Consider the following 13,888-nt stretch of genomic DNA (forward strand, 5'->3'; position numbering starts at 1 on the left):
TACCTGAACAGCATTTTCTATTGCTGATTTCTCAGGCTTAACGTCTATGACCTTCCAGCCGGGCTCTGCCCGGCTTTTTTTCGTCTCTGGAAAATGACCGTCAATACCGGCACTTGCTCGAAAGACTGGCAGTGGTAATGTATCCGGTTTGAGAATGCAGACCAATCCGGAGACTGACTGCCCATGACTGTTGCGCTGAATCACCGCATTACCGGCGAAGGCCCGCCCCTGATCCTGTTGCACGGGCTGTTCGGATCCCTCGATAACCTCGGTGGCATCGCTCGCCGTCTGGAAGACCAATGGCAGATCCATGCGCTGGATGAGCGCAACCATGGCAGCTCTCCCCACACCGACACCATGGATTATCCGGCCATGGCGGGCGATGTACTTGCCTACATGGATGCACAGGGCCTGGACAAGGTCAGTCTGCTGGGCCACTCCATGGGCGGCAAGGTAGCGATGCAGGTCGCCCTGCAGGCCCCGGAGCGTGTGGACAGGCTGATCGTGGCCGACATTGCGCCGGTCAACTACAAACCGCGCCATGACGCTATTCTGGAAGGGTTGACCAGTATCGATCTTACAGGTGTGCGCTCCCGCCAGGATGCAGACAGGTTGATGGCCGATTTTGTCGAAGAGCCCGGTGTGCGTCAGTTTCTTCTCAAGAACCTGGAGCGGATTCCCAGGGAAGAGCAGCAGGAAGATGGGCCAATGTTCCGTTGGAGGCTCAACCTGCCCGTTATCGATGCCTGCTATGGGAACCTGGCCAGGGCGCCCGAGGGCGATGGCCCGTTCGATGGCCCTGTGCTGTTTCTCAAGGGCGCGGATTCCGCTTACATCCAGGAGAAGCACCGGGACGATATCCAGCGACTGTTTCCCCGGGCGCAGTTGCGTATTATCCAGGGGACCGGCCACTGGCTGCATGCTGAAAAAGCCGACTCTTTTGCCGCCCTGTGCCGCCGTTTCCTCAGTGCCGATGAGTGACCGGGGCCGTGTCGGGTATTTTCCTGCCCGCCGGCCGGTCTGCTAAGGTAACTCCATCGCTGACACACGGAATTGATATAACAACAGGCGGGCAGAGTGTATGAAATGGATGGTGGGGTTGCTGGTTGTTTTTCTGCTACTTGGCAGCTTCCTGCTGACACCGTCTCCTGTTGACAGCAAAGCCTGGAGTCCACCCTCGCCGCCGCCCCTTACCGGGCCTTTTGCGCCGAATGAACGGCTGAGACTGGCGGATCTTCTGGCCCGAGGCCAGGTGTATGGCCCCGAGGATACGGCCATCAGCGATGATGGTGTGCTTTATACCGGGACCCAGGATGGCTACATCGTGCGGGTCTTCCCGGATGGCCGGGTCGAAAACTGGTTGTCGACGGACGGTCGGCCTCTGGGTATGGTTTTTGACGGTCAGGGGAACCTGATTGTGGCCGATGCCTGGAGAGGCCTGCTGTCCATAAGCCCCGATGGCAGGATTACCGTACTGGCCCGGGAAGCTGAAGGAACGCTGTTCCGCTTTACCGATGATGTTGATATTGCCGATGACGGGCGAATTTACTTCACCGATGCCAGCTCGAAGTTCCATCAGCCGGAATACCTGCTGGATCTGCTGGAAATGCGCCCCCATGGCCGCTTGCTGCGCTACTCTCCGAAAACCGGGAAGGCCGAAGTCCTGTTGGGCAACCTTCATTTTGCCAATGGCGTTGCGGTTTCTCCGGAAGGTGATTACGTGCTGGTGAATGAAACCTGGAAATACCGCATCCTCAGATACTGGATTCATGGGCCCAGAGCCGGGCAGGCAGAGGTGTTTGCCGACAATCTTCCCGGTTTTCCAGATAACCTGGCGGTGGATGAACAGGGGCGCTACTGGGTGGCGTTTCCTACCCTTCGTAATCCGAAAGTGGATGCCATGCACCCACGGCCCTGGCTCAAGGACCTGGTGGCGAAGCTCCCGGACAGCCTGAAACCTGCCCCACAGGAATATGGCTTTGTGATCGCCTTCGACAGGGACGGCGAGGTCATTACCAGTCTTCACGACACCCGGGGAACCCATCTTCAGGAAATTACCTCGGTCAATCCCCATGATGGCAACCTGTACTTTGGTTCACTTCACAATGATCGTATTGGTCGGCTACCGTTGCAGGCCATTCCCGGTCTCGGAGAGAGCAACTGATGCAGCACCAAGACATTGCCTGGGATCTTCCGGAGCCCTTCACGATTGATATAACGGTACAGGCCGAGGATACCGACCGGCTCGGACATGCCAACAACGTTGTCTATGTGCGCTGGCTGGAGGATGTCAGCTGGGCCCACATTGAAAGTCTGGGCATGACCTGGTCGCTGCACGAGAAAACCGGCAAGGCGATGGCCATCACTCGTACGGAGATCGATTACCTGGCGTCGGCCAATACTGGAGACCAGCTGGTGTTGGGAACCTGGCTGACCGACTACGATGGTCGTTTCCGCTCCGCCCGGCAGTTCCAGCTGGTGCGTCCGTCGGATGGTAAAACCCTGGTCAGGGCGGTCTCGACTCATGCCTGTGTCGATATGAAAAGCCAGCGGCCCGCCCGCGCGCCGAAAGAGTTTGCCGAAATCCTCGGTTCCGCTGTGGTGGCCGGAGGCAAGGGGCTTTAGGTCCCCCGAGCTCTTTTGTGCTTTACTTCAGCTAGTCTTGATAAAAGCCAATCCCGTTTAACCTGTTGTCCGGAGATCCCCATGGAAAATACTGCTGATCAGAACGCTGAAGCCACGATGCACCAGGTGATCTACGATCGCTTCGGTGAACGTGATGTCCTTCAGGTGGTCGAGGCGGACGTGCCCGTTCCCGGGGATGATCAGGTGCTGGTGAGAGTGCACGGGGCAGGGCTTAACCCCATTGACTGGAAAACCCGAAAGGGATTGGGATTCGCGGCCCGGCAGATCGAGAATTCCTTGCCCTGGACGCCAGGTTACGACGTGGCCGGTGAGGTTGTCGGAGTTGGTGCCAACGTGACCACCCTGGCGGCGGGGGATCGGGTGATGGGCATGGTTGGATTTCCGGCCGGCGGTGGCGGCTATGCCCAATACGCCCTGGCGGCGGCTGATGAGCTGGCCATTGTGCCGGAAGAGCTCGACCTGGTGTCTGCGGGAGCTTTGCCCCTGGCGGCTTTGACCGCGTGGCAGGCCCTGTTTGAAATGGCGAAGTTGGAGTCCGGACAGAAAATACTGATTCACGCCGGGGCGGGAGGCGTTGGGCATTTCGCCGTTCAGTTTGCGCTGGAGCGCGGTGCTCATGTCATTGCCACGGCTTCGGCCGGTAACCGCGACTTCCTGGCGGAACTCGGGGTGCATGAAGTGATTGACTACCGCACCACGGACATCGGCGAAGAATGCTACGGCCTGGACGTGGTGCTGGATCTGGTCGGTGGTGATACCGGCAAACGCTCGCTGCATACTCTCGGCGAGCAGGGCGTCCTCGTTACCATCCCCACAGTTACCGCCGATGAAATCATCAGCGCCGCGGAGGAGATGGGATTACGCGCCCATGGCATGACTGTTCGCCCCGATGTCTTTCACCTGGATGAGATTGCCGAACTAATTGAGGACGGCGACGTCAAGGTGCACATAGAAAAGGCCTTTGCGCTGGCGGATGTTGCGCAGGCCCACGAACTGCTTGAAGGTGGGCACGTGCGCGGCAAGCTGGTATTAGATTGTCGATGAAGGGTTTTCTTCGGCCGGTGTATCCTCGCCGGCTGAAGGCCGTTCCCCACTAGCTGAAGGCTGTTCCCCCTCTTTCTCCTTGCGTTCCTTCCTGGCCTGGGGTGGTACCAGGCTGATCAGGATCCAGTCGTTTTCCGGCTTCAGGTCTTTCATGCTGCAAACCGGAGCGACATGTTCCTTGCTGTCGAAAGTGAACAGTACCAGGGCCTGGTTCTGGTATTTGTTCAGGAACTCTTCGTAACCAAACTCTTCGCTCAGTTGCGTGGTCTTCACCGTGTAGCCCTGGCTGACCAGACTGGCCAGCTTGGCGTAGCTGACGCCATCGAACAGGCCCCGGGTCATCTGTATTTTTTCGGCCGTCTGGTGTCGGGCCTTCTGGTCCTGGTCACCTTCTGCCAGGCTGAACACGCACTTGTTTCCGAACCAGTCCAGGAAGTGGTAGGTGGCAAGGGAATTCATGTGCTTGTAGGGGGAGATGACCAGCAGCTTGCCGATTCCGGTCAGATCCAGGTGAGTCGACGCGTGCTCGGACACTGGATTGCCGAAGTAGACCTGCAGGTTCTCCATGCGCGCCTGGCGGACGTTCTCCCAGTTGGTATCGGCCAGGGTCACCGGCACCTCATACTTTTTCAGGGCCTTGCCGATCATCCGGGCCACCGGGTTGGCACCGAGAATCAGGAAGCCGTATTCCGCCGGTTCTGCAACCTTCAGCAAGCGGGCAACCGGCCGTGCGGTCAGGCTTTGCAGGGTGACGGTGGCGATGATCAGCATGAATACGAGGGGTACCAGGGCCCCGGCACTTTCATAGCCAAGCTTTTGCAGCTGGAAGGCGAACAGCGCTGACACTGCCGCGGCAACGATGCCCCGGGGGGCAATCCAGCTCAGGAAGAGCTTTTCCCGCCAGTTCAGGCTTGTGCCGATGGCGGACAGGAAAATGCTCAGGGGCCGTGCTACCAGCATCAGCAGCGCCAGTACCGCCACCAGGCCCCAACCCAGCTCGGCAATAGCGGCAAACTCTACCCGCGCTGCCAGAATAATGAACAGCGCCGAAATCAGCAGAACGCTCAGGGATTCCTTGAATTCCAGAATACTCTCAATGGGTACCTGCTTCATGTTGGCCATCCAGATGCCCATGACGGTCACGGTCAGCAGGCCAGACTCATGGGCCAGTTCGTTGGAGATGGCGTAGACGCCGAGCATGAATGTCAGTGTGCCGGCGTTATGCAGGTACTGGGGTATCCAGTGCTTGCGCAAAACAATGCCATTGAGGTAGCCGGCAACGGCACCGATCAGGAAACCCACCGCCAGGGTTTTGCCGAAGATATAGAGCGAGTGGCCAAACACGTTACCCTGGCCCCAGGAGACGATGCCCTCGAACACCAGAACCGCCAGAAGTGCCCCGACCGGGTCAATGATAATCCCTTCCCAACGCAGGATATTCGCCAGTTTCGAATCCGGTCGTACTGAGCGTAGCAGCGGTGCAATGACCGTCGGGCCGGTGACGATGGAAATGGCGCCGAATAGCAGTGCGACAGCCCAGGAGACATCCAGAAGCCAGCGTGCGGCAAGGGTACCGATGATGCAGGTGACAATGGAGCCCACCGGGATCAGGTTGCGGACCATCTTGCCATGGCCGCGGATTTCCTCGTAACGCAGTGTCAGACTGCCTTCAAACAGGATGATGGCGACGGCCAGGGAGATAACCGGGAACAGCAGGTCGCCAAACACCACTTCCGGAGCCAGGAAGCCCAGAACGGGTCCGGCCGCAATGCCACCCGCCAGCAGGAACAGGATCGCGGGCATGCGCACGCGCCAGGCAAGCCACTGGCAGAAAAGTGAGATAACGCCAATGCTGGCAAGAAGCAGGACAGTACTGACTGGCATAATGGTTTCAGGTCCGTTGATCTATTGGTTGGCCCGTCGGGCAATCCGGTTCAGAAGTCGGGAGGCCGCAAAAAAACCGAAGCTGGCGGTTACCGGGCTGGCGGCGCCAAAGCCGGAGGCGCAATCCAGTCGCACCGGGCCGTCGGTGGCCGGTTTCTGCAGGCACACTTCACCGTCTCCGGCAGGATACGTCAGCTGCTCCAGGGAGTATACGGCTTCAATTCCAAAGCGACGTTTCGGATTCCGGGAAAAGCCGTATTCCCGGCGCAGCAGGTTTCGTACCTTGGCCAACAGTGGGTCCTGGGTGGTTTTGCTGAGGTCCGCCACCTGAATCTGGGTGGGATCGATCTGTCCGCCGGCGCCACCGGCACACACCAGAGGAATCTTCCGGCGCTGGCAGTGGGCAATCAGAGCGGCCTTGGCCTTGACGCTGTCGATGGCGTCGATAACCCCGGTCATATCCCCGGTAATCAGGTCGCTGACGTTCTTTGTCGTCAGGAAACCGAAATGCACCCGAATGTCTGCTGTCGGGTTGATCGCCCGCAACCGGTCTGCCATGGCATCGGTCTTGGTACGCCCATACTGGCCTTCAAGGGCATGGAGCTGTCGGTTGGTGTTGGACACACAGACATCGTCCATGTCAATCAGTGTAATGCTGCCAACGCCGCTTCTGGCAAGGGCTTCAGCTGCCCAGGACCCAACCCCGCCAAGGCCGACCACCGCTACGTTCGCGTGACGAAAGGCTTCCAGGGCACGGCGCCCGTAGAGTCGTTCAATTCCGCCAAAGCGGAAAGCGTAATCGTCGGCGTTCATGGTGCCCCCGTGTTGGCCCGTTCAAAAGCCGGACAAAATTAAAGAGCGCAATTGTAACTCAGTGACCGCACAGACAAAAAAACTCCATAAAAAAAGCCACGCAGGGCGTGGCTTTCAAAAATGCCCAGTTCGACGGGAAGCTGGGCAGGACTAGTTCAGAGACACTAATCAACGTGATTATTATCAATTTTCAGAGTGTCGCGCTGAAGGTCACAAGCTGTCATTCATCGGTCATTTCCGGCCAGAGTGTCTGACATCTGGCCGGAGTCGGGATCACGCGGCCCAGTGGTCGTCCGAAAACGCCATCAGGCTGTCCTTGCCGCTCTGAATGTCGCCCAGCAGCCAGTCGACTTCCGGCAGCAGTTTTTCAAAGTAGAACCGGGCTGAGACAACCTTGCTCTCCAGCAGTGGCTTGTTGCCTTCGCCGGCGGCAAGCTGCTCGTTGGCGACGTTGGCCATCCGGGACCAGAGGTAACCGATGACTGTCAGCGCCATCAGCCGGAGATAGGGTGTGGCGGCGGCGCCCGCCTGCTCCGGATCTTTCGGCGCGTTGCTGGCCAGCCACATGGTGGCGGTTTCCAGCGCTTTCATGGCGTTCTTCAGTTCTTCCCGGTGCGGCGCCCCCGGATTGTCCTTGAGGTATCCGCTCAGGGTGCCGAACAGGGTACGCACCAGCTGACCGCCTTTCAGGCTGAGTTTGCGGCCCACGAGGTCCATGGCCTGAATGCCGTTGGTGCCTTCGTAGATCCGGGCGATCCGCCCGTCCCGCACCAGCTGCTCCAGCGGCCAGTCGGTGGTGAAGCCGGATCCACCCAGTACCTGCAGGCCGGTGTTGGCGTTGTTGAAGCCCTCGTCCGTCAGGAAGGATTTCACAACGGGGGTGAGGAGCTGAACCAGATCATCGGCGGATTCCCGTACGGTTTCATCCGGATGGGCAACCGACAGATCCAGCTGGTGTCCGGCAAACAGGGCCAGGGCGCGCATGCCTTCGTTCAGGACCTTCTGGCGCATCAACATCCGGCGCACATCCGGGTGCACGATGATCGGATCGGCGGGGCCGTCCGGGTTCTTCGGGCCACTCAGGGAACGGCTCTGCAGGCGCTCACGAGCGAAGCCGAGGCTTTGCTGGTAAGCCATTTCCGCAAGGCCAAGGCCCTGCATGCCCACCATCAGGCGAGCCTCGTTCATCATGGTGAACATGGCACGCATGCCGTCGTTTGGCTCGCCGACAAGCCAGCCTTTGGCGCCCTCGAAGTTCATGACGCAGGTGGCTGAGCCCTTGATGCCCATCTTGTGCTCAAGACCGCCACAGAAGGCAGGATTGCGCTCACCGGATTCCGGCAGGAACTTGGGAACCACGAACAGCGAAATGCCTTTGGTGGTATCCGGCGCACCTGGCAGCTTGGCCAGAACCAGGTGAACGATGTTGTCCACCAGGTCGTGCTCGCCACCGGTAATCCAGATCTTGGTGCCTTCGATGGCATAGCTGCCATCTTCGTTGGGCGTGGCTCGGGTGCGAATCAGACCCAGATCGGTGCCGCACTGGGGTTCGGTCAGGCACATGGTGCCGGTCCACTCGCCGGAGATCAGCTTCTCCAGGTAGATTTTTTTCAGTTCGTCGGAGCCGTGGGCATGCAGGGCGCTGATGGCGCCGTGGGTCAGGCCCGGGTACATGCCCAATGACAGGTTGGTGGAACAGACCATCTCGTCTACCACGAACTTCAGGGTGTGAGGCAGGCCCTGGCCGCCGTATTCAAGCGGCGCGTCCAGCGCGGTCCAGCCGCCTTCTACAAATTTCTTGTAGGCATCCTTGAAGCAATCCGGTGTTTTCACCGAACGGGTTTCGGGATCGTAGGTACATCCTTCCCGGTCGCCCGCCTGGTTGGTGGGCTGGATGACTTCCGCAGCGAGTTTGCCGGCCTCGTCAATGACCGCAGAAATCAGATCCGGGGTGGCATCGGCGTATTTCTCCAGCTCGTGCAGCCGGTCTGCGCCCAATACATCAAACAACAGAAAGCGAAGGTCATTCGCCGGAGCCTGGTATTGCATGGATACTCTCCTACGTTCACTTTTTTCTGGAGTCCTGCCAGTGGCGACAGGGCTCGGAGGATGATTTGAACACTGGTTTCATACGATCGTTTAAATGTGTCGGTTCACCGTTTTGCAGTCCGCCGGAAAGAATTTTCGTATGTCCTCCACAACAGAGGAGGTGTCTCATGAAACGAGTGGTGATTGCCGGGGTTTCCGGTGCAATTGGGGGTGCCTTGGCGACCCGGTTGGTGGAGCGGGATTCGCAGACGCGCGTGATCGGGTTATGTCGTGAGCCGGGCAAGGCGTCGGAGTTCTTGCGGACTCATCAGCAAAGTACGGTGCTGCCATGGGATGCCGAGGACAGCGCGTCGCCAGCAGCTGTCTCGGAGGCCCTGGAGTCGTTACTGAGCAAACAGGAAGGCGTTGATGGTTTTATCTATGCTGCCGGCTTGCTCCACGGGGCGGACATGTTCCCCGAGAAGCGTCTCGAGGATCTGGACGCCGGGAGTTTGGCGAGGGCATTTGCGGTGAACGCAGCCGGCTTCGGGTTGCTCACGCAGGCGCTATTACCCTGGCTTCGGCATCGGGAATTCAAACGAGTGGCGGCTGTTTCCGCAAAGGTCGGGTCGATTACCGATAACGGGTTTGGCGGCTGGTACGCCTATCGCAGCTCCAAGGCGGCGCTGAACATGCTGGTGCGCAACCTGTCCATCGAGCTGCCCCGCCGGTGCAAGCCGATAGCCTGCGTGTCCCTGCATCCGGGCACCACCGAGTCGGCATTGAGTGAGCCGTTCAGTCAGTCCCTGGCCAAGCTGAAGGTGCACACGCCATCGGAAACCGCGGCCAACCTGCTTGCGGTACTTGATGGAGTAGGTGAGGAGGATAACGGGCGATTCCTGAGCTGGGATGGCTCTGAGCTACCCTGGTAATGGGGTGTGCGTTCGCAGCAGCCACAAAAAAAGGGCGATGATCTATCGCCCCTTTGCTTACTCAGCTCACGCCAGTGCCAACCTTGGCCGGTTACCGGATAAACGGATTGAGCATCCGGGTAAACGTGCCGGTCAGCTTCACCGGGGCGCTGAGTACAGACAGTGTGATGCAGTCTTCGCAGCCAACCGCTACCGGCTTGTGCTCATCTTCGTCGGTCAGCACCACAAAATCCCACTGATTGAACACGCCTTTCTGGTCGGCAAAGGCGCCCTGCAGCACAATGGTAGTCTCTTCACCACGGTGGGTGTGGGCCGGAGCCTTGCCACCTGCGGCCAGCTTTTGCAGTACCACCTGTTCCTTCTGGCCTGGGAAACGGTCGGTAATGTCCAGTACGCTTACATCTCCAAGCTGCCGTTTCCAGGGTAAGCTATTGAGATCTTCGCCAAGCAACTTCTGCAAAGCGCTTACTCTTGGGATCACCGGCACGGCTGGCTCGTCTGCCGGCTCGCTGTCGATCTTTGAGAGAATGTTATCAAACATGCCTTCTGAGACCGTTACCTTCGGCTGCTGCTCCATCATCACAGCACCCAGACTGTCCAGTGTGTCCACACGACTGCGGCAATGGGAACACTTGTCCAGGTGGAGCTTGATGCACAGAGCATGTGGCTCGCTCAGGTTACCTGCGCTGTACTCCATCAGGCTCAGGCTGTCGGGATGGTGCCGTGTCATACGTTCTGGTCCTGCAAAATCACTTTCAGTTTGTTCAGTGCCAGGCGAACCCGGCTTTTCACGGTGCCGAGCGGTATGTCCAACTCATCAGCAACCATCTGGTGCGACTTGTTTTCCATGTATACCTTGGCAATCACCGTAATCTGTTCTTCCGGCAAATGGCTCAGGGATTCCCGGATTCGCCTCTCGGACATCAGGCGGTGCAAAGAGGTGACAGGCTCGTTTTCGTTTTCGCCCGGAATCTGCCAGAGATCTTCCGTCTCAACCGGCATTTCAGCACTCGTGCGCTGCATTTTCCGCAGCATGTCAATGCGCTGGTTACGGGCGATGGTGAAAATCCAGGTTGATGCAGCTGCCTTCCGCCAATCGTAGAGACAAGAGCGTCTCCAGATTGACACAAAAACTTCCTGCACGAGCTCTTCCGCGTGGCTCGCCAGGCCGTTGGCCATGGCGTAATACTTGATCTGCGGTCCAAAATGCTCGAACAGCGCGTGGTACGCCTCGCGATCCTGGTGTTTGCCCACTTTTTGCAGCATCTGGCTCCACGGGTCCTTCCGGCCCTCGGAACTGGCTGGCTTCTGATCCAGTGTGGTCACCGGACGCTCCTTGACAGTCGCATGATTTGAGCTTGTTCTGGTCATCATTCTATGCACTCGTCCCGGGTTTGTCAGTGACTGAATTTACGGATTCGTTTATTCAGTGGATCAGCACGTTTGGAAAAAAGATGCAGAAATCTGGCGCCAGCGACGGTTGCCGGTCGTCTCGCCGGTGATTGCCGGAAACTGCAGAGCGGTCTAGTCTGAGCAATACACCGATACCGGAAGACAGCCATCCCCATGAATGCACCCGGCATTACCGGAAACCTGCCCGTCATCCGGGCGCACTATGCGGATATTCTCTGCCAGTTGGCGGAGGATCGAGGCTTGCAGCGGTCCCGACTTCTGTCGGCCTCCGGTATCCGGCCTTCCATGCTGGGTCACCCGGAGAATTTCATCACGGTTGATCAGTTCAGCGCCCTGTGTCGCGAAAGCCTGCTTCAAAGCGGCGATCTGGCCCTGGGGCTCGAGTACGGCAAACGACTGAAGTTCACCACCCACGGTTCCCTGGCCCAGGCCGCCATCAGTTGCGACACTCTCGAGCAGGCGCTCACGGTGTTGATCAAGTATTTCCAGATCCGTTTCGTTTACATGAAGCTGTCCTTTTTCGTGGACGGCCATGAGGCCGTAATCCAGCTGGACCTGGCCCACAGTATTGAGGATCTGTACCGGTTCAACGTTGATGTGGTGATGGCCTCGTTGATGGATGTGAATCTTTTGCTGTTCGGCCAGAGGCTTCTGGACGGAGGCCGTTGCCTTCTGGATTTTCCGGAGCCTGAAGATGCAACGGCCTATCGACAGCTGTTCGGCAGCCGGATCACGTTTGGCAGCGGAGTGAACCAGCTGCGGTTCAAGCGGGTTTTTCTGGATTCGCCCATGTCACTGTCCAATCCGGTGACTCGTCGGATTGCCGAAGCCCAGTGCGAGGAGGAAATGCGGTTCATTGAGGGCGCTACGCCCGTCTCCGAACGGGTTATACGCCTGCTTGAGACAGGGCGGAGCCAACGGCTACCGGCACTCGAGGAGGTGGCCGAACACCTGCAGGTGTCCGCAAGGACTTTACGCAGGCAGCTGGCAGCCGAGGGTGTCCGGTTCCAGCAGCTGCAGGATTCCCTGCGCCATCGCCGGGCATTGGAGCTGCTTCGACGAAATGAGTTAACGATCGACGAGATTGCCGATGCCCTCGGCTACAGTGATCCTTCCAACTTTGGCCGGGCCTTCCGCAAATGGGAAGGCCTTGCCCCGAGCGCCTGGCGTCGGGAGCACCAGAGAGCCTGACGCTGGCTATTCTTCCAGGTAGGTGTAGCCATCCAGCCCGGCGGCCAGTTCCGCCAGCAGCGCCGACTGGGTTTCCGGTGCCAGGGTGGAGGCTGCGAACTTGTTTCGGTAGGCATCCATCAAGGCATCCGGTGCAAAGTTCACGTAGCGCAACACCTTGGCCACGGTATCACCGGTGATGGGTTCGCTGATGTCATGGCCACCGTCTGACCTGAGGCGGACATCCACAGAATGGGTGTCGCCGAACAGGTTGTGCATGTCGCCCAGAATCTCCTGATAGGCGCCGGTCATAAAGAAGCCCATCAGCAGAGGCTCACCGGTTTTTTCTTCAGGCAGGGGCAGGGTGGTCTCGGTGCCCTGGCCATCTACGTAGCGGTCTATCCGCCCATCGGAATCGCAAGTGATGTCCTGGATCACCGCGCGTCGGTTCAGTGGACGATTCAGGCCATTGATCGGCATGACCGGGAAGATCTGATCGATGCCCCAGACATCCGGCAGTGACTGGAACAGGGAGAAATTCACGAACAGCTTCTCGGCCAGTTTTTCGTTGAGCTCGTCGATGATTTCCCGATGGGCGCGGTTGCTGCTGTCCAGCTGATCACGAAGCAGCCGGCAACAGCGGGTGTAGAGCGTTTCGGCATCTGCCCGTTCCTGCAGGGAGAGCACGCCGTGGGCAAACTGGGTATGAACATCGGCCATTGCATGCAGCACGTCATGGTAGATTTCGGCCAGTGAGCGCGGCGTGTTGGCGTCCTGCAGGCTTTCAAGGTCGCGCCAGAGATCGTGCAGCGGGGCCGAGGCTGTCTCGTCTGGCTGTTGCGGTGTCCGGTTTTCCGGTGCCTCGTGGTCGATCACGTTGGTCACCAGAACGGAGTGGTGCGCGGTCAGGGCCCGGCCGGACTCACTGATCAGGTCCGGGTGGGGAATGCCGTGGCGATCGCACTCGGACTGCAGAACATGCACCACGTTGTAGGCGTACTCGTAAACGCTGTAATTCATCGAGCAGCTGCTGCGGGAGCGAGTGCCCTCGTAATCCACTCCCAGGCCGCCGCCGATATCCACCGTGCCGATCGGTGCGCCCATCTGTCGCAACTCACTGTAGAAGCGGGCACATTCCCGGAGTCCGGTCTGGATATCACGGATATTGGCGATCTGGGAGCCGAGGTGGAAATGCAGAAGTTGCAAGGTATCCAGGGCGCCGGCCTCTCGCAGGGTGTTGACCACATCGAGAACCTGGCTGGCGGACAGGCCGAATTTGGATTTTTCACCGCCCGTGTTCTGCCAGTTACCCTTGCCAATCGTGGCCAGGCGTGCCCGCACCCCGATGAGTGGCGACACGCCCAGGGCTTTCGCCTCCTCCAGGATAAGTGGCAGTTCCGACTTTTTCTCTACCACAATGAACACCCGATGGCCCAGGGTCTGGCCGATCAGGGCCAGGCGGATGTACTCGCGGTCTTTATAACCGTTGCAGACGATCACCGATCCTGGTTGCTGTGACATGGCCAGCACTGCCATCAGCTCCGGTTTGCTGCCTGCTTCGAGCCCGATCTGCCCTTTCGAGGTGGCCGGCTCGGCGGCAAGCAGTTCCTCGACCACCCGGCGCTGCTGGTTTACCTTGATCGGGTAGACTGCCGTATAACGACCCCGGTAGGCGTGTTCGTCAGCAACCTTGTTGAAAGCGCCGCACAGTTGGTTGACGCGGTCGTGCAGGATATCAACGAAGCGCACCAGGACCGGCAGCTGAACACCGGAATCGGTCAGCGTTCGGGTCAATTCCGGAAGGTTGATGCGGGCCTGGCTGCGGCCGCGATCCGGACGGATCAGTACCTGGCCACGGTCGTCGACACCGATGTAGCCATCGCTCCAGTGGGCGATGTTGTATACCTTGTGGGCCGGGGTGGCGCTGGCTTCGCTCATGCTTGCTATCCTGTCAGGAA

General features: G+C 59.0%; 12 protein-coding genes. 6 read left to right on the top strand and 6 right to left on the bottom strand.

The genetic code is table 11. The features are described from left to right. The first annotated feature begins 183 nt into the window (after positions 1-183). The 4 genes from QZ534_RS10250 to QZ534_RS10265 all read left to right on the top strand — a co-directional run bounded on the left by QZ534_RS10250 (position 184) and on the right by QZ534_RS10265 (position 3,690). The gene (locus QZ534_RS10250) at positions 184-981 is read left to right on the top strand and encodes an alpha/beta fold hydrolase (RefSeq protein ID WP_296934214.1); all 798 of its coding nucleotides are present in this window, start codon (positions 184-186) and stop codon (positions 979-981) included. A gap of 100 nt (positions 982-1,081) precedes the next feature. Then, positions 1,082-2,164 carry an SMP-30/gluconolactonase/LRE family protein gene (locus QZ534_RS10255; protein ID WP_296934215.1) on the top strand — a complete coding sequence of 361 codons (1,083 nt, stop codon included), beginning with the start codon at positions 1,082-1,084 and terminating at the stop codon, positions 2,162-2,164. Further along, a complete protein-coding gene (locus QZ534_RS10260) occupies positions 2,164-2,625 on the top strand; it encodes a thioesterase family protein (protein ID WP_296934216.1) in 462 nt (153 codons plus the stop codon). The genes QZ534_RS10255 and QZ534_RS10260 overlap by 1 nt, the downstream gene beginning before the upstream one ends. Positions 2,626-2,706: 81 nt before the next feature. After that, positions 2,707-3,690 carry an NADP-dependent oxidoreductase gene (locus QZ534_RS10265; protein WP_296934217.1) on the top strand — a complete coding sequence of 328 codons (984 nt, stop codon included), beginning with the start codon at positions 2,707-2,709 and terminating at the stop codon, positions 3,688-3,690. Here QZ534_RS10265 and QZ534_RS10270 read toward each other — a convergent pair. From QZ534_RS10270 to QZ534_RS10280, 3 genes are all read right to left on the bottom strand, one after another. Further along, a complete protein-coding gene (locus QZ534_RS10270; RefSeq protein WP_296934218.1) occupies positions 3,676-5,574 on the bottom strand; it encodes a sodium:proton antiporter in 1,899 nt (632 codons plus the stop codon). The two genes, QZ534_RS10265 and QZ534_RS10270, sit on opposite strands and share 15 nt — an antisense overlap. A 21-nt stretch (positions 5,575-5,595) precedes the next feature. After that, positions 5,596-6,387 carry a tRNA cyclic N6-threonylcarbamoyladenosine(37) synthase TcdA gene (tcdA, locus tag QZ534_RS10275; RefSeq protein ID WP_296934219.1) on the bottom strand — a complete coding sequence of 264 codons (792 nt, stop codon included), beginning with the start codon at positions 6,385-6,387 and terminating at the stop codon, positions 5,596-5,598. 273 nt (positions 6,388-6,660) lie between these two features. Continuing rightward, positions 6,661-8,436 (bottom strand): acyl-CoA dehydrogenase C-terminal domain-containing protein, encoded by a 1,776-nt coding sequence (locus tag QZ534_RS10280; RefSeq protein WP_296934220.1) that lies wholly within the window; start codon positions 8,434-8,436, stop codon positions 6,661-6,663. Positions 8,437-8,603: 167 nt separating this feature from the next. Here QZ534_RS10280 and QZ534_RS10285 point away from each other — a divergent pair, with 167 nt between their 5' ends. Further along, positions 8,604-9,347, top strand: a complete 744-nt coding sequence (locus QZ534_RS10285) for an SDR family oxidoreductase (RefSeq protein ID WP_296934221.1) — start codon at positions 8,604-8,606, stop codon at positions 9,345-9,347. 91 nt (positions 9,348-9,438) lie between these two features. Here the strand turns inward: QZ534_RS10285 and QZ534_RS10290 are convergent, their stop codons facing one another. Next, the gene (locus tag QZ534_RS10290) at positions 9,439-10,077 is read right to left on the bottom strand and encodes a ChrR family anti-sigma-E factor (RefSeq protein ID WP_296934223.1); all 639 of its coding nucleotides are present in this window, start codon (positions 10,075-10,077) and stop codon (positions 9,439-9,441) included. Beyond that, on the bottom strand, positions 10,074-10,673 hold the full coding sequence (locus QZ534_RS10295; RefSeq protein ID WP_053114200.1) for a sigma-70 family RNA polymerase sigma factor: 600 nt from the start codon (positions 10,671-10,673) through the stop codon (positions 10,074-10,076). Before QZ534_RS10295 ends, QZ534_RS10290 begins: the two co-directional genes overlap by 4 nt. Before the next feature lie 240 nt (positions 10,674-10,913). Here QZ534_RS10295 and QZ534_RS10300 point away from each other — a divergent pair, with 240 nt between their 5' ends. Continuing rightward, on the top strand, positions 10,914-11,951 hold the full coding sequence (locus QZ534_RS10300; protein ID WP_296934225.1) for an AraC family transcriptional regulator: 1,038 nt from the start codon (positions 10,914-10,916) through the stop codon (positions 11,949-11,951). Positions 11,952-11,957: 6 nt separating this feature from the next. Here the strand turns inward: QZ534_RS10300 and speA are convergent, their stop codons facing one another. Further along, positions 11,958-13,868 carry a biosynthetic arginine decarboxylase gene (gene speA / locus QZ534_RS10305; RefSeq protein ID WP_296934227.1) on the bottom strand — a complete coding sequence of 637 codons (1,911 nt, stop codon included), beginning with the start codon at positions 13,866-13,868 and terminating at the stop codon, positions 11,958-11,960. Between the last annotated feature and the right edge of the window lie 20 nt (positions 13,869-13,888).

The sequence above is a fragment of the uncultured Marinobacter sp. genome (assembly GCF_913055835.1).
GTDB lineage: Bacteria > Pseudomonadota > Gammaproteobacteria > Pseudomonadales > Oleiphilaceae > Marinobacter.

Excerpts from the sequence above, each read along its gene's own strand:
- QZ534_RS10285 (WP_296934221.1), top strand. The coding sequence starts at position 8,604 with ATGAAACGAGTGGTGATTGCCGGGGTTTCCGGTGCAATTGGGGGTGCC.
- QZ534_RS10270 (WP_296934218.1), bottom strand. The coding sequence starts at position 5,574 with ATGCCAGTCAGTACTGTCCTGCTTCTTGCCAGCATTGGCGTTATCTCA.
- QZ534_RS10255 (WP_296934215.1), top strand. The coding sequence starts at position 1,082 with ATGAAATGGATGGTGGGGTTGCTGGTTGTTTTTCTGCTACTTGGCAGC.
- tcdA (WP_296934219.1), bottom strand. The coding sequence starts at position 6,387 with ATGAACGCCGACGATTACGCTTTCCGCTTTGGCGGAATTGAACGACTC.
- QZ534_RS10250 (WP_296934214.1), top strand. The coding sequence starts at position 184 with ATGACTGTTGCGCTGAATCACCGCATTACCGGCGAAGGCCCGCCCCTG.
- QZ534_RS10280 (WP_296934220.1), bottom strand. The coding sequence starts at position 8,436 with ATGCAATACCAGGCTCCGGCGAATGACCTTCGCTTTCTGTTGTTTGAT.
- QZ534_RS10265 (WP_296934217.1), top strand. The coding sequence starts at position 2,707 with ATGGAAAATACTGCTGATCAGAACGCTGAAGCCACGATGCACCAGGTG.
- QZ534_RS10260 (WP_296934216.1), top strand. The coding sequence starts at position 2,164 with ATGCAGCACCAAGACATTGCCTGGGATCTTCCGGAGCCCTTCACGATT.
- QZ534_RS10290 (WP_296934223.1), bottom strand. The coding sequence starts at position 10,077 with ATGACACGGCACCATCCCGACAGCCTGAGCCTGATGGAGTACAGCGCA.
- speA (WP_296934227.1), bottom strand. The coding sequence starts at position 13,868 with ATGAGCGAAGCCAGCGCCACCCCGGCCCACAAGGTATACAACATCGCC.
- QZ534_RS10300 (WP_296934225.1), top strand. The coding sequence starts at position 10,914 with ATGAATGCACCCGGCATTACCGGAAACCTGCCCGTCATCCGGGCGCAC.